Annotated in this window: 12 protein-coding genes and 1 rRNA gene; 3 read left to right on the forward strand and 10 right to left on the reverse strand. The window is 36.3% G+C overall.

Translation table 11 applies throughout. From position 1 onward, the window contains the following. The first annotated feature begins 1 nt into the window (after window position 1). The 3 genes from rrf (at window position 2) to GX311_00620 (ending at window position 3,882) form a co-directional block, all read left to right on the forward strand. Window positions 2–107 (forward strand): 5S ribosomal RNA (gene rrf, locus GX311_00610). Between the two features lie 133 nt (window positions 108–240). Further along, window positions 241–2,385, forward strand: a complete 2,145-nt coding sequence (locus GX311_00615) for a hypothetical protein (GenBank protein ID NLK14880.1) — start codon at window positions 241–243, stop codon at window positions 2,383–2,385. A gap of 150 nt (window positions 2,386–2,535) precedes the next feature. After that, complete coding sequence (locus tag GX311_00620) at window positions 2,536–3,882, forward strand: MATE family efflux transporter (protein NLK14881.1); 1,347 nt, start codon at window positions 2,536–2,538, stop codon at window positions 3,880–3,882. Between the two features lie 84 nt (window positions 3,883–3,966). Here the strand turns inward: GX311_00620 and GX311_00625 are convergent, their stop codons facing one another. The 10 genes from GX311_00625 to GX311_00670 all read right to left on the reverse strand — a co-directional run bounded on the left by GX311_00625 (window position 3,967) and on the right by GX311_00670 (window position 15,064). Then, complete coding sequence (locus tag GX311_00625) at window positions 3,967–4,530, reverse strand: aminoacyl-tRNA hydrolase (protein NLK14882.1); 564 nt, start codon at window positions 4,528–4,530, stop codon at window positions 3,967–3,969. Between the two features lie 138 nt (window positions 4,531–4,668). Further along, a complete protein-coding gene (locus tag GX311_00630; protein ID NLK14883.1) occupies window positions 4,669–5,253 on the reverse strand; it encodes a 50S ribosomal protein L25 in 585 nt (194 codons plus the stop codon). A gap of 130 nt (window positions 5,254–5,383) precedes the next feature. Further along, complete coding sequence (locus GX311_00635) at window positions 5,384–6,316, reverse strand: ribose-phosphate pyrophosphokinase (GenBank protein ID NLK14884.1); 933 nt, start codon at window positions 6,314–6,316, stop codon at window positions 5,384–5,386. Window positions 6,317–6,358: 42 nt separating this feature from the next. Next, window positions 6,359–6,955 (reverse strand): YihA family ribosome biogenesis GTP-binding protein, encoded by a 597-nt coding sequence (locus GX311_00640; GenBank protein NLK14885.1) that lies wholly within the window; start codon window positions 6,953–6,955, stop codon window positions 6,359–6,361. A gap of 7 nt (window positions 6,956–6,962) precedes the next feature. Then, complete coding sequence (locus tag GX311_00645) at window positions 6,963–7,961, reverse strand: mannose-6-phosphate isomerase (protein ID NLK14886.1); 999 nt, start codon at window positions 7,959–7,961, stop codon at window positions 6,963–6,965. Window positions 7,962–8,215: 254 nt separating this feature from the next. Further along, entirely contained in the window at window positions 8,216–8,572 is a 357-nt protein-coding gene (locus tag GX311_00650; GenBank protein NLK14887.1) for a carboxypeptidase-like regulatory domain-containing protein, read from the reverse strand. Window positions 8,573–8,680: 108 nt separating this feature from the next. Continuing rightward, complete coding sequence (locus GX311_00655; protein ID NLK14888.1) at window positions 8,681–9,157, reverse strand: toxin-antitoxin system YwqK family antitoxin; 477 nt, start codon at window positions 9,155–9,157, stop codon at window positions 8,681–8,683. An 88-nt stretch (window positions 9,158–9,245) separates the two neighbouring features. Next, the gene (locus GX311_00660; GenBank protein NLK14889.1) at window positions 9,246–10,412 is read right to left on the reverse strand and encodes a hypothetical protein; all 1,167 of its coding nucleotides are present in this window, start codon (window positions 10,410–10,412) and stop codon (window positions 9,246–9,248) included. Between the two features lie 131 nt (window positions 10,413–10,543). Beyond that, the gene (locus tag GX311_00665) at window positions 10,544–13,240 is read right to left on the reverse strand and encodes a TonB-dependent receptor (GenBank protein ID NLK14890.1); all 2,697 of its coding nucleotides are present in this window, start codon (window positions 13,238–13,240) and stop codon (window positions 10,544–10,546) included. Window positions 13,241–13,570: 330 nt separating this feature from the next. Continuing rightward, complete coding sequence (locus tag GX311_00670) at window positions 13,571–15,064, reverse strand: potassium/proton antiporter (protein ID NLK14891.1); 1,494 nt, start codon at window positions 15,062–15,064, stop codon at window positions 13,571–13,573. Window positions 15,065–15,121 lie beyond the last annotated feature (57 nt).

A 15,121-nucleotide genomic window follows, 5' to 3' on the forward strand; every position in this document is an offset into this window, starting at 1 on the left:
AGGTGGTTATTGCATCGGGGTTCCACCTCTTCCCATCTCGAACAGAGAAGTTAAGCCCGATAGCGCCGATGGTACTGCGATAGTGGGAGAGTAGGTCGCCGCCGATTTTTAAAAGGGATTGTCTAAAGTTAGGCAATCCCTTTTTTATTCGTTTAAAATCAATATAAAAATATACACTTTTTAAGACACCATCTTTGTATGTTTTTATTGCGTATATTTGAGCAATAAAAAAATTGTATCATGAACGACATTTCAATCGACGGTTATTTTCATAAATCAGAAATATCCTATTGTTTGCCACTGGTTGAGGAGCGTATAGCCAACCAAAAAGTTGACAAAACTTTTTGGCATCGCGAAGAGATAGAAGAGTGTGTCCTGCACGATTTCGATCACCAAAAACTTGAAAAAACGCTGTCATCATTAATTCCGTATAAATTTCAACCTTACACGCTATATCGCGTTGTTACGAATAGAGACAAAAACTATATGATGACGGTCTTTTACAGCGATATAACATCGGCAATTCATGCAAAAGTTCAACTTCCTGACCTTAACGAGTCGGTTGCAGAAATGAAAGCCGATGTAAAAGGGTTTAAGTTTGATTCCCATATTGAAGAAGGTAAAACCATAATAATCCTGAAAAGTATCAACTCTGCACGAAATACCGTTTTGAATAATGTTGTAGAGACGTTTCAGAAGCACAATATCTTTCCGCTATATATGGAGATATGGTACATGAAATCGCGCGACAAAGTTGTTAAATCACTCTATTTTGTTAAAACTGTTTTTGATAGTAAAATCGACAGAGCCGAAATAGATTCTCTTAAAGATGATTTTGAGAGGTATCTACATCGCTATATTAAGCCAATGAGTGTGTTTGATATTGTCGGACCGTCTATGGTTGGACCTTCAAGTTCACATACGGCAGGTGCAAACAAAATAGGTCAGATAGCACGAAATATAATTATTGCCCGCGCTAAATTTGACAATGATCCTGCGAAATTAGTTACTGTAAAATTATTGGCTTCGTTTCGTGATACAGGACCGGGGCACTATACACCATCTGCTATTGGTGGTGGTCTTTGGGGTTTAGAGCCCGATCATCCGCAGATGCTACAACATGGAGACCCGGCTTTTGTGAACGAGCACGGTATAGATTTTGGTGAATTTAAGGCCGCTTTCGGGGGATATAAACGTGGGTCAGTTGAGGAGGAGCAGAAATATGTAAACGAAAACAATAACAATATCGCCGAAATCATTGTAGAAACAACGCAAACCTCTTATACTATTACAGGATTCTCGATTGGTGGGGGTAACGTAGAGGTTAGGTATATGGATAAGCGTCTATCTTCGCCAATTAATGGCAAGGAGAATTTTTACTATTACAATCAGGAGATAATATCTCAAAATGAAGCAAAGAGACACGCTGAAGCTGTTTTAATTCCACCAATTGTTGAAGCAGAAGGCGTTGGAAAGAAAAATTATCGTATGCCCTTTAATACTTTTGAGGAGTTGAGTGCCTATATCCGTGCAGAGAAACAAGAGCTTATTGATGTTATTATCGAGGTTGAGAAAAACTTGCAGGGATCTTCCCCCGACGATATTTTAAGTAAAGCAGCAGAGTATTGGCGCATTATGAAAGCATCGGCAAAGAAAGGTGTTAGAAGTAGTGAACTGTCGCTATTGAAGCTCACAGGGAAAGATGCTTCGCGCATTAACAGATATGTTCATAAAAACCCGCTGTTCAACAATGTTTATGGACGTGCTGCAGCATACGCTGTTGCTGTTAATGAAGTGAATGCAAAATGTGGTGTTATAGTTGCCTGTCCTACAGCGGGTTCGTGCGGAATTTTGCCGGGTGTATTGCAAGCCTATTCTGAAATATCTAAACCAGACCGTAAAAAAATTAACGAAGCTATTTTAGTTTCAGGATTTATGGGAATGATTTTATTTAATGACGTAACAACAGCTGGAGCAGATTACGGCTGTCAGGCAGAGGTAGGAGTAGGCGCAGCAATGGCTGCAGCTGCATTGACTTATTTGGAAAACGGCTCATCAACTGAAATAATTCAAAGCTTTATTTTGGCAGTTAAAAACTCTCTGGGCTTGATTTGCGACCCTGTTGCAGGCTTGGTTGAGGTTCCTTGTGTTAAACGAAACGGTATCTTTACCTCTGTTGCCATTACAGCTTCAATGATGGCTTTAAGCGGAGTGCGTTCGTTTATATCTCCTGATGAGGTTGTCCTTACAATGCGCGAAGTTGGCGATAAACTTAATCGTGACTACAAAGAGACAGCCGGAGGAGGATTGGCAAAAACACGTGATGGAAAAGCAGTCGATAGAGCATTTGCTTCTGAGGTTAGACGATTCTTCGGAGAGGAGTAGTAAATTTGAAGGTAAAAGGTGCAAGGTACAAGGTAAAAGTTTTTTCCTCTTTTCCCTTGCTCCTTGTACCTTGTTCCTTAAAAACACATTGCATTATTCTTAACTTTGCCACCCGAAAACAGTTATAGATTGGACACTAAAAGCAAAAACATAAAGTTACTAGGCGAAGCCCCTATTCGCAAGGTTTTATGGAAATTTTTCCTACCTGCGTTTACAGGTGTGGTTGTCAATTCGTTATATAATATTGTTGATAGGATTTTTGTAGGACAAGGCGTTGGAGCAATGGCACTTACCGGACTTAGCGTGGTTTTTCCGATTATGATAATTATTAAGGCTTTTGGGATGCTTATAGGCGTTGGTTCGGGAGTTAGGGTATCAATATTTCTTGGGAAGAAAGATTTTGTAAGTGCAGAACGAGTACTAGGTAACTGTTTTATATTGCTGATTATCGTCTCAATAGCTTTGACCATTATAGGATTTTTAATCAAAGAACCACTTTTAGTATTTTTTGGAGCTAGCAAAGAGACTATAGAATATGCTAACGATTATCTTGATATTATACTTGTAGGAACGATCTTTAGTATACTTGGGTTTTCTCTCAACAGTGTTATACGCTCAGAGGGAAATCTCCGTGTTGCTATGAATTCAATGCTTATTAGTGCAGGAATGAACATTGTTCTAGACCCAATATTTATTTTTGGTTTTGGTATGGAAGTAAAGGGTGCGGCTTGGGCAACGGTTATCTCAGAGTTTGTGCTTTGTGTTTGGGTTCTACGACACTTTTTTAGATCAAAAAAATCAATAGTAAAACTTAAAGTTCCGAATTTTAGGCTTGACAAAAAAATCGTATATGCAATAGTCTCAATTGGTTTTTCTTCATTTGCGATACAGTTTGCTTCCAGTTTTGTACACGGTATTTACAACGTGCAGCTTATAAAATATGGTGGCGATGTTGCGGTCGGAGCCATGGGAATTATCAATAGCGTTGCAACAATTATTGTGATGTCTATTGTTGCCTTAAATATGGCTGCACAACCTATTATTGGTTATAATTATGGAGCCAAAAATTTTATTCGAATCAGGCAAACACTCTTTATATGTATTAAAGCTGCTACCTTGGTTGCAGTTGTAGGCACAATTTTTATACAGGCATTCCCTTCGATATTGATAAAAACGTTTAATGTTTCAAGTAAAGAGTTGTTGGAAATCGGAACAGAAGGTTTACGTATTTTTATGCTCGCAATGCCAATAGTTGGTTTTCAGATTATTGCGGGGAGCTATTTTCAGTCAATCGACAAGGCAGCAATATCGGCAACCGTTTCGCTGTTACGACAGGTTATTGTCTTGATACCCATTCTTTTAATTCTTCCGAATTATTGGGGACTTACAGGTGTTTGGGCTTCTGCGCCAATATCAGATATTATTGCAGCAGTAATTTCATTTGTTTTCTTGCAACGTGAAATTAAAAAACTCAACAGAGCTGTTGGCATTTCGTAATCTGAAAAGTCTATGATTTTGATTGCTGGCAAGCATTAATAGTTATAAATTACGTTTGCCTTTTCTCTTCATAAGTCTTCAAAATCACTTGTTGTTAAAATTGTTCATGGTGTGTTGAATGCCCATTAACACAAAGTTTTCTATTGCATTTACGCATATATCAAAACGTGGGGCTATTATTTCATACTCTTCTTGGCTCCACCTGCTTAAAACGTAATCGACTTGAAATCCCTTGGGGTAATCGTTTCCAATTCCTAAACGCAGGCGAGGGAAGTTATCTGTTCCGAGTGTCTCGATGATATGTTTCAGACCGTTATGTCCGGCATCGCTTCCTTTCATGCGTAGGCGGATAGTTCCTAAGGGGAGTGCGATGTCGTCTGTTATGACTAAGATGTTTTCTATTGATATATCTTCTTTTCGCATCCAGTATCTCACGGCGTTTCCGCTTAGGTTCATGTATGTTGATGGTTTCAACACTGTTACATGTCTTCCCTTTATTTTAAATGTTGATATGTCGCCGTAACGTGCAGATTGAAACGTAGTTTTGAATTTTAGCGCGAAAGCGTCAGCAACATCAAAACCCACGTTGTGTCGTGTGTTCTGATACTCTTTTCCAATATTTCCCAACCCGATAATTAAGAATTTCATCAACTAACAGTTTGATTGTTAAAAGAGTATTGTTGTTTGTATGTTTTATAAACACAACTCCCGTTTAGTTACAAATTGGTCTAACTCAATTTGTTATAAACGGGAGACGGTTGTAATATAATTTATAAGTGATTGCTATTATTCTTGTTCTTGTTCTTGTCCCTCAGTTTCAGCAGTAGTAGTACGACTAGCATAAACTTTTACTATCAGTGTTTGTTTTGGATCAAGGAATGTTAATCCTTCAACTTTAATATCAGAAACTTTTATTCCGTGTGCAACGTCAAGATTGCTGATGTCGATTTTTATTGTTGGAGGAAGGTCTTTCATTAACCCTTTAACGTAAAGTTTTCTTGTGATATGTCTAAGTTTTCCACCACGTATTACACCTACTGATGTTCCTGTAAGTTCAACCGGAAGTTTTACTTTGATTGGTTTTTTTTCGTTAACTGCAAGAAAATCAACATGAGTTATTTTGTCGGTAACTGGGTGATATTGAACATCTTGAACAATCGCAGTTGTTTTTGTACCTTCAACATCTATATCAAACAAATAAACATGTGGGCTAACAATACCTTTTTCAAAATCGAGGTATTTACCTTTGCAGTGCATGTTTTCGGTTGTACCATAAATTTCGCAAGGAACCATGTCTTGGTTGCGTAATTGTTTTGTAGAGCCTTTACCTACTTGGCTACGTTTTTGTAATTTAATTTCGTACCTGTTCATTTTAATATTTTTTTGTGTTACTCAAAACCTGTCTTTACCTGACAGAACAAGGTTTCCCATCACACTACAGAATAATTTCTGTTATTTTGGGGCTACAAAGTTAACTGTTTTTGATTTATATACTATATTATTATACAAGAAAATTTCCACTAATTGATTCGGAATTATATACTTTCGATATCGTATCTGCAAAAATATCGGCAATTGAGAGTACTTTTATTTTTGGAGATTTCTGTTTCAATGGAATTGAGTTGGTTACAATAACCTCTTTGATATCAGAGTTATCTATTTTTTCAACAGCATTGCTTGATAGAACGGCGTGTGTTGCTGCTACTCTGACAGATTTTGCACCCATTTGTTTCATAATGCTTGCAGCCCTGCAAACTGTTCCGGCGGTATCAACAAGGTCATCAACAATGACAACATTTTTGTCGGCAACTTCACCAATTACGGTAATGCTTTCAACACTATTTGCTTTGTCACGTGTTTTGTGTCCAAGAACCATTGGTGCTTCAAGAAATCTTGAGTATGCATTTGCTCGTTTTGCACCACCGATGTCGGGCGATCCTATTACCAAATTAGGTAGATTAAGGCTACGTATATACGGAACAAATACTGATGAGGCGTACAGGTGGTCAACGGGAACATTGAAGAAGCCTTGAATTTGATCGGCATGCAAATCCATTGTCATAACTCTTGAAACTCCAGCTGTGTGAAGAAGATCGGCTACAAGTTTTGCACCAATAGAAACACGTGGTTTGTCTTTTCTGTCTTGACGTGCAAATCCAAAGTAGGGTATTACTGCTATAATTTTGTACGCCGAGGCTCTTCTGGCTGCATCAATCATTAGAAGAAGTTCCATAAGATTGTCGCTTGGCGGAAATGTGGATTGCACAATGAAAACATGAGCACCACGAACTGTCTCTTCAAATGATGGTTGAAATTCCCCATCACTAAATTGCAGAATAGAGCTTTTGCCAAGAGGCAATTTGATTGATTTTGCTATCTCTTTAGCTAAGTAGGTTGACGCTTTACAGGTAAAAATTTTTATCGGAGCTTCCATTTTATTTAGAGTTTTGTTGTTAATTGTTTTATTGTCTGGTCATTATAATTTGTCTAATATGTTTTCAATATAGTTTAAAAGTTCGTTACGACCAAATTTTGCTTCTGATGATGTGGTAAAAATAGGGGGTAATATCTCCCAATTCTCGCTCAGTCTTTTTTTGTAAACTATAATATTTTTATTCAATCGGGAACTTGATAACTTGTCAATTTTGGTAAATACTATCGAAAATGGAATAGAGTTTTGTCCTAGCCATGAAATAAATTCTATATCGTTTTTAAGAGGTTCGTGGCGAGAGTCGATAAGGACAAATAGGTTTACAAGTTCATTTCGTTCCAAGATATATTCGCGTATAAATGCATCCCAATCCTTGCGTAGCGTGCGTGAAGTCTTAGCATATCCATATCCGGGCATATCCACTAAATACCACTGATCGTTGATATTAAAGTGGTTAATGGTTTGTGTTTTTCCCGGTGTTTGCGATGTTTTTGCTAATCCTGCATTGTCAGTGAGCATATTGATAAGACTTGATTTGCCAACGTTTGATCTGCCAATAAATGCAAATTCAGGTAATCCATTCGTAGGGCATTGGTTTACCGAAGTGGTTGATTGAATAAATTCTGCTTTGCGGATAATCATTTTGCTTTTACTCTCTTTCGTTATCAATAAATACTTCTAAGATAGAAACTTCGTCACTCGCAGGTTCTACTATAATGCTGTTAATTAATGCTGGAATCAATATTGTTTCTCCTATTTGCAAACTGTATGCTTCTTTATTATCATCACAATAAATGTTGCATTTGCCAGATGTGCATATATATATAACAAATGAATCTAAATATGCATAGTCTATTTCAGCAGGTCTCCCACACCTTAGCAAATTTACGGTAAAGTATGGACATTCAATCAATCTGTTAGGCTGATTTGGCTTGGTATTTACTTTAATTTTGGCACTGTCCTCTAATGAATAATCAATTGCTTCAAGTGCCAATTCTATATGCAATTCTCTTTTTTTGCCATTATTGTCTTTTCGGTTATAATCGTACAGCCTGTATGTAATATCGCTTGTTTGTTGAATTTCTGCAAACAAAACACCCTTTCCTGTAGCATGAACGCGTCCAGATTGTATATAAAACACATCGCCACGTTCTACGGTTTCATAAACTAATATCTCTTCTAAGGTATTGTTTTTAAGCCTGCTAATTAAATCTTCAGGTTTTGTTCCTTTTATTAAACCAGTAACGTTTTTGGCATCAGGCGCGGCATCAATAATGTACCACATTTCTGTTTTCCCGTATGCATTGTGTCTTTCTAATGCTATTTTGTCGTGAGGGTGGACTTGTACGGAAAGATTGTCATTGGAATCTATAAATTTAACAAGTAAAGGAAACTCGTTTCCAAATTTTTCAAATACTTTATCACCTACCAAATCGCCCATATAAACCTCGATTAGTTCGTTTAGTTCGTTGTCGGCTAAAAATCCTTCCGAAACAACACTTACATCATCTTCAACTGAACTGATTTCCCAACTTTCTCCACAATCAGATGGAGCATCTGTTTTCATTAACTGATCGCGAAGTTGTGTTCCTCCCCAAATCCGGCTTTTATATATGGGTCTGAATTTTAGGGGATAAAGTTGATTCATTTGAAAATAGCTTTATTTTAGCAGGTAAATTCATCATATAACTGATAGAATTTTACCAAAGCATTTGAAAACATACAAATATACAGAGAATTTATTTAATTGTTATTTTTAATTAATGTTATAGTATAAAGGTTGGTTTTTTGAATTTAATTCATAAGGAATATTCAAAAATTGTCAAAGAAAAGGAGCTGTCTCAGAACGAGACAGCTCCTTTACATAAAAAAACATAGAGAGAGTGTGAAAAAATAACTATGTTATGACTGTACTAAATCAATGCTGATTTTTTGATTAGCTTGAACTTCAATCTCTATTTCAATGGGTTGATAGGAGATAAGTTCAACTTTAACAGTATGTTTTCCGGGCTTAATATTAGAAATATTGAAATTTCCTTCTAAATCAGAATAATATTTTGTTCCATCAATAAAAATAGCAGCTCCCGCTAATGATTCGTGACTTTTTTTGTCGGTAATAATACCTGAAAAATTGACTGACTTGACATTATCGACAAATTCAGTAGCGTCAGTTTTTACATTTTTATCGGTTTTATTATCCTCTGCGTACACAGAAATTGATAAGAATGTAGCCGCTATAATAAAAAGAGTAGTTTTCATAAGTGTGCTTTTTTATAATTGTTTTACGCAACAAAAATGCTGTATAAGTATTACAGAATTATTACGTAAAGATTAAGTTTTTGTTAAGAAATTGTTACAAGAGATGTGTCAATATTTTTTTTCGTCTACCAGTGTACCTTTTTCATCCCACATGCGCCAAATTCCGGTTTTGTTTCCTTCGTAATAATTCATTTCATATCGTTGCATGCCTAGTTCATCCCAGATGCGCCAAGTGCCGTGTTTTTGCCCATTTTTGTATTCGGCTTCAGAAATTAATTGTCCCGAAATATCGTAATTCCTCCACAAGCCATGAAGTTTTCCTTCTCTGTATGAACGTATTTCTTTTGGTTTGCGATTTTCGAAATAAATGATATAAGTTCCTTCTGGCAAACCGTTTTTAATTTGCATTTCAAGTTTAAGAGTGTTGTTATCATAGTATTCGCGATAATCGCCATTATAGAGTTCGTTTTGTCCTCTATCGTGATAGTAGATACCTTCATTTTGATACAACTGAGGAGTTTTTTGAGCTTGCACGCTCAACACAATCAAAAATAGCGTTGTGAACAGAGTTATTTTATGCTTCATTTGTTTTTAAATTATTTTTATGCAAATAAAGGTATTTCGAGTGAAATCGAAATACCTTTTGTGTTTTATTAACAGATTATGCTAAAAATTAAAGTTGATATCCTGTCCAGCCAAAAAGGTTTGTTGGGCATCCTGTGTTACCGTCTTCAATTTTAACATTCTCATATGTAGTTCCTTCTTCTTTATTGATATCTTTACCACTGAATGGAGTTGTTAAAGAGTTAGTTAAAGAAATTACAGATGATTCTTGTCCGTCACCTTTTTTGTCTTTTAAATCAATTAAATCTTTAACTTGTCCTTGACCTTTTACTAATGCATTTTCGATATTAGCTATAGCTCCTCTACGAACTTTAATAACATCGTGCATATAGAATCCCTCTGTAGTGTTAGGCTCTAAGCGAAGGTCGACAGTCATATTTTTGATTGTAAAGTTAGCTTGATTTGGATATTCAGGATTTAATCCGTCTAAGTTACCGTCAGCTTCTACACCGCGCGGGTCACTTTCGCTACTTACGTATCCAGCTTCCCAAATACCATAAGCATTTTCTAATGTACCACAGTAGCCTTGTGTGAAGTCAAACATATCGTCATCAGAATTTACAACCAACAAGTTTTTCACGTTTACACAACCTCCGAAGAATTCGATACCGTCATCAGCTCCGTTAGGAATGTAGATGTTTTCAATTGTTGTTCCAGCACCTACACCGTTTAATGTAAGTCCATTATGCTCAACGTTTGCGCTTGAACGAGCTCCTGTGTATTCGAGTTTTAAATAGGTAATAGTACCCGAATTGTCGTTAGGATCGTTGCCACCGTAAACATAAGCAGAGTTAATTTCTGTGCTACCTACTTCGCTTGGATCGGCTAATGGAGCTTTACCATTGATAATTAATCCACCCCAGTGACCTTGTTCTGCATTAGCAATGTCGGCAGTCATAGTAACTGGTTTTTCAGCTGTACCATTAACATTAATTTTACCACCTTGTAAAACTAAAATGTAGCTTCCAAATCCTTTTCTCGCTTTAATTGTAGTTCCAGCAGGAATAGTCAATACTCCACCATCTTCAACAATAAGCGGACCTGTTAACGTGTAATTAATAGCAGCATCGAGCGTTCTGCTACTGTTTATAGCACCCGATAAGTTCTCGTCAGTAACTGTAGGAGGAGTTACAGGATCTTTTTTGTCTTTGTCATCTTTACATGCAGCAAAAATAACTGCAGCACTCATAATTAAATAAAGCAAATTTTTTTTCATTGTCATAAAAATTTAAATAGTTAATAATTATTCATATGTTAATAATTCTTCAGTTTATGGTCATATGGAACTCACATACTTTATAATCACGATTTTATGTATCAAGTTTATGTTGGCATGTTCGTTTCATATTAAAATTGATAGCTTATTCCTAAGCCAAAGTTTTGCCCTTTTTTAAATTCACTCAACACTATTTTTTCGCCTGTTGTTCCCTCACGTGATAGACGGTAAGGCGCGTCAAGTATATTTATAGCTTTAAAGTTTACCGAGAAGTTTTTGTTAAATCCGTATGATAAAACTAAATCTAACGTGGGAACTCCTTCTTCAATAATATCTCTAAATCCTTTTGTGCCAACGGTATGAACTCTATCACTGAAATAGTTAAATATTATTGATGCGATAAAATCTTTTTCACTTTTCTTGAAACTGTATGATAAATCGGCATTCATCAAGAATGGTGATGCTCCTTCCAATTGTGTTTTACGCGGTGTTGTGCTGGGTACATCGAGCATTAAATTAGTATAGATATAAGAAGCATTCACACCGAAAGAGAGACGGTTAGATTGCTCTAATAGAGTATTAAACTTATTGAAAATGTTTTTGCGAAGTTCTATTTCAATTCCCCCAACTGTGGCATTCTCGCCTATATTATCATATGTAAGAAGTCCTGCAGAGTTTCCTTGATCTACGCGTCCGATAGGATTTTGTATTTGTTTGTAAAAGGTTGTAATTGAGAATAGTTCACTGTTGGTTATGTAGAAATCCCATTTTAAATCTACGTTATAGTTGTCTGATGGCTTGATGTTAGTATTACCTTGACTTGCAAAAGATATATTTACGTATTGATAGGGAGAAATCTCTTTTGATTGAGGCAAAGTATATGTTTTGCTAACGCCTAACCTCAAGCTGTTTTTATCGTTTATATCGTATTTCAGGTTTAAACTTGGTAAGAAGTAGTTTTTATTTATTGTTTCGCTACCTGGTACGACATGAGTTACTTCATGGTCAACAGTTAAGTCGACTGCATCCATTCGCAATCCAATGTTTCCTGCCAAGCTTGCAGCTATTTGATACGATACTTCTGCAAAACCTGAGTGTATGTTTTTAAACACTTTGTAGGAGTTTGTCTCACCCTTCTCCATTTTTAGTAAGCCACTGCTTAGGTACTCTTCGTAAAACTCATCTAAATTCAGGTCTTCAATTGTGAAATTTGGTGTACCCAAAGGACTATAGTTATACTCTACCGCTTTGAATTTGTCGTTTGTAAATCTTCCAGCGTATCCTACTTGTACTGAGGAGTTTCCACTATTAAATCTGTCGTTCAGTTTTATCGACAGTCCAACCTTAGCGTTAAGATCGTTATTTTTCAGATCAGAGAAGAATCGTTTATTTCGGTTGCTTCGGGTTAAACTGTACAGATTTTCATCTACTTGTGTAAAATAGTTCTCGCGACGGTCAGGCTCTAATCCCTTTACCGTATTGTACGCTACACCCAAATTTAACTTTATGATGTCAGTTAGTTGCCAATCTGAAACTAATTGATTTACAAGCAGAAGATTGTCGTTTGTTTGTTGTCTTCTGATTATGCCAGACTCTGTGGGACTACCCTGAAAAGGTTCGTGATAAAAACCGCTAAACTCTCCTACATACTGGTCGTTAACGTGGATAAGCATAAAGTTGTAATTAACGTTATGTCGGTTTTTAATTTCATAATGGGCATTAGCCAAAGCAAGTTGGTTGACTGCCTGTGAATATTTGTCTCCCTCTTGGTCTTGAAACTTCGCTCCAATTGAGTTTGTTTTCCGTGCAATTTCTTTGGTACACGAATTACTTATTCCGTGAGAGGCTACTACGAAGATTGACAACTTGTTGCTGTTTCCTTCTTTGCTAAATAGCTTTCCTCCCGATACTCCGAAGCCGTGATTGAGCGGGAACGACACTTTTTGGGGAACTAAACTGTTTGGAAAATTGTGCTGACCTTGAGATGGTTGATCTGTGTTAGCAAATCCCAAATAGTTGGAACCGTCTTGGCGGACAAAATCTGCACCTACTGCCGCCACATTGACACCTGCCGATAAATCAACAGATAGCTTGCTCTCCTCAGCTAACTCTTTTGAGGAGATGTCAACAACTGCACCGCCCACATCGCCCACGTTAGATGCATTAAAAACCTTGTTTACTCCAATGTTTTGAATGACATCAGTTCCAAAAAACTCTAATGCAATGTTTTTATATTCAGGGTCTTCTGAAGGAATAGGGAAGCCATTAAGTAGTGTTGCGTTGTATCTGTCACCCAATCCGCGTACAAAAACGTTTTTAACACCCTCTTGTTTTGATATTCCAGAGACTTGTGCAACAGCGGCTTGTGCATCGGATATCCCCTTTCTGGAAAGTTCTCTTGCTCCAACAGTTTGAGTAACTAATAAAGCTTTCTTTTGTTCAAGCAACAAGATGTTTTCACTCTCCCGGTTAGCTTTCGCAACAACTTGTACTTCTTTAAGACTTATATCATCAGGTTCCAACAGAAAATCTACGATAGTTTCTTTATTTTTTTCAACAACAACTCCTTTTTTGATTGTCGACTGGTATGTTATGTAGGAGACAACAAGAGTATAAGTTCCTGGTGCAACATTTTGAATAATGTAGTCCCCATTTAAATCGGCAGCAGCTCCGGTAGTAGTACCTTGTATAATTACCGCAGCACCTATGAGTGATTCTTTGGTTTTTGAATCTAAAACACTCCCTTTTATACTCCCTGTTTGTGCTAAAATTTCTGTCGCGGTGACAAGAAAAAACAGGGTAATAAGAAATAACTTTTTATGCGTCACAAAAACAATTTTTAGTTTTTTTTAACGCTACAAAGTTGAAGTTTGATTGTTACAAAGCTGTTACATGAACGTTACGTTTTTGTTAGCAGTTTTTCGACTCTTCGGAATGCGCCAGTACTCTACAGTAACGATTGTTGTTGCAATTTTTTCTGTGTTTTTTGGTAAAGTGTTTATTAAAATAGCGCAATAAATATTGTATAAGTTTTACGTCAAATTTTTACTAATAACAGAATAAAAAAAGTACCTAAAAAATAATTTAAAAATAGTATTCAGATCAACTTATAACGGAGACATTGACATTGGTATCTTAAATCGTATTTTGTTTCTAAATTAAAAATACTGTTCTAAATCGAGTTTCTTATACGTCTCTTCTAAGGTGTCTTGATTATCAGTAATAACAAGCATTATGTCATTTGCAGCCAGTGCGGTCTTACCTGTTGGTACAATATATCTTTCTCCGCGTTTAATTAAAACCACAAGAGTGTTATCAGGTAAAGGTATATTCATTATTTGATTGCCATTTTCTAACATGCTTTCTGTAATATCAATTTCAGCCATAATGGTTTTTATATCTTCAGAAAGCTCAATATCAAACTCTTTCAGTTTGATTTCTTCTTTTGGATCATCGGCTAAGCCTAACCATCTTGCCACCATGGGTAATGCGGTTCCTTGTACCAATAATGATACTAATGTGCATAAAAATACAATATTAAAAATCAGTCTTGCGTGAGGAACACCTTCTGCAAGCGGTATAATTGCAAAAATTATGGGAACGGCGCCACGCAATCCAACCCAGGAAATATATGCTTTGTCTCTTACGGGTATTTTCCTAAAAGGTAATAATGTTAAGAAAACTGTCAACGGACGAGTAATAAAAATCATCGCAAAACTTATAATCAAGCCTGGTATAAGTATGGGAACAAGCTCGCTGGGATTAACCAATAGTCCAAGAGTTAAGAACATAAATAGCTGGCTCATCCATGCAAGACCATCGAAAAAATTCAGTGATGAGCGCTTGTGAACAAATCTTGAATTGCCAATTACCAAACCACTTATATAAACAGCCAAATATCCATTTCCTTTAATGTAGTAGGTGACTGAGTATATAAAAAGACAAAATGTAAAAAGCAGAATAGGATATAAAGACTCGTTATGGATTTTTACTTTGTTTATAACATATACTGCTAATCTTCCCAATACATATCCCGCAATAGCTCCAATAACTAACTGTAGAATAAGCTGTGTAATTACTAATAAGTAATTAGGTGTGGAACCCATTTTGATAAGGTCAATAAGTGTAACAACTAAAACATAAGCCATAGGGTCGTTGCTTCCACTCTCAAGTTCTAATGTTGGACGTAAGTTGTTTTTTAAATTAATTCCTTTAGATCGTAAAATTGAAAAAACTGAAGCAGAGTCAGTCGAAGACATTGTTGATGCTAATAAAAATGCTGTTGTCAAAGATATCGCCATATTTGGCAGAGTCTTATCTAATACCCACCATGATAAAATGCCGCTGAAGAAAGCCATCACAAACACACCTAAGGTAGCTAAAACAACACCTTGTCGTACTATGGGACGTATCTCTTCGAACTTAGTATCCAAACCACCGGAAAAAAGAATTATTGAGAGTGCTACTGTTCCTATTGCTTGAGCTGCCTGAATGTTTTCAAATTTTATCCCGACTCCATCTTGTCCAAATATCATGCCGACAGACAAAAATAGAAGTAGAGCAGGAATACCTAGTTTAGAACTTATTCTTCCCGACAATATGCTCACAAAAAACAGGATCGCAACGATTAGTAATACTAATTCTATTTGCATAAATATTAAAATTTTAACGCCGCAAAAATAGTATTTGTTTATTTAAAATCTAATATT

This window comes from Bacteroidales bacterium (genome assembly GCA_012519055.1).
GTDB lineage: Bacteria > Bacteroidota > Bacteroidia > Bacteroidales > Salinivirgaceae > JAAYQU01.

Bases quoted from the DNA above. Each gene is read 5' to 3' on its own strand.
- GX311_00615 (NLK14880.1), top strand. From the start codon at position 241: ATGAACGACATTTCAATCGACGGTTATTTTCATAAATCAGAAATATCC.
- GX311_00625 (NLK14882.1), bottom strand. From the start codon at position 4,530: ATGAAATTCTTAATTATCGGGTTGGGAAATATTGGAAAAGAGTATCAG.
- GX311_00630 (NLK14883.1), bottom strand. From the start codon at position 5,253: ATGAACAGGTACGAAATTAAATTACAAAAACGTAGCCAAGTAGGTAAA.
- GX311_00635 (NLK14884.1), bottom strand. From the start codon at position 6,316: ATGGAAGCTCCGATAAAAATTTTTACCTGTAAAGCGTCAACCTACTTA.
- GX311_00640 (NLK14885.1), bottom strand. From the start codon at position 6,955: ATGATTATCCGCAAAGCAGAATTTATTCAATCAACCACTTCGGTAAAC.
- GX311_00645 (NLK14886.1), bottom strand. From the start codon at position 7,961: ATGAATCAACTTTATCCCCTAAAATTCAGACCCATATATAAAAGCCGG.
- GX311_00650 (NLK14887.1), bottom strand. From the start codon at position 8,572: ATGAAAACTACTCTTTTTATTATAGCGGCTACATTCTTATCAATTTCT.
- GX311_00655 (NLK14888.1), bottom strand. From the start codon at position 9,157: ATGAAGCATAAAATAACTCTGTTCACAACGCTATTTTTGATTGTGTTG.
- GX311_00660 (NLK14889.1), bottom strand. From the start codon at position 10,412: ATGAAAAAAAATTTGCTTTATTTAATTATGAGTGCTGCAGTTATTTTT.
- GX311_00670 (NLK14891.1), bottom strand. From the start codon at position 15,064: ATGCAAATAGAATTAGTATTACTAATCGTTGCGATCCTGTTTTTTGTG.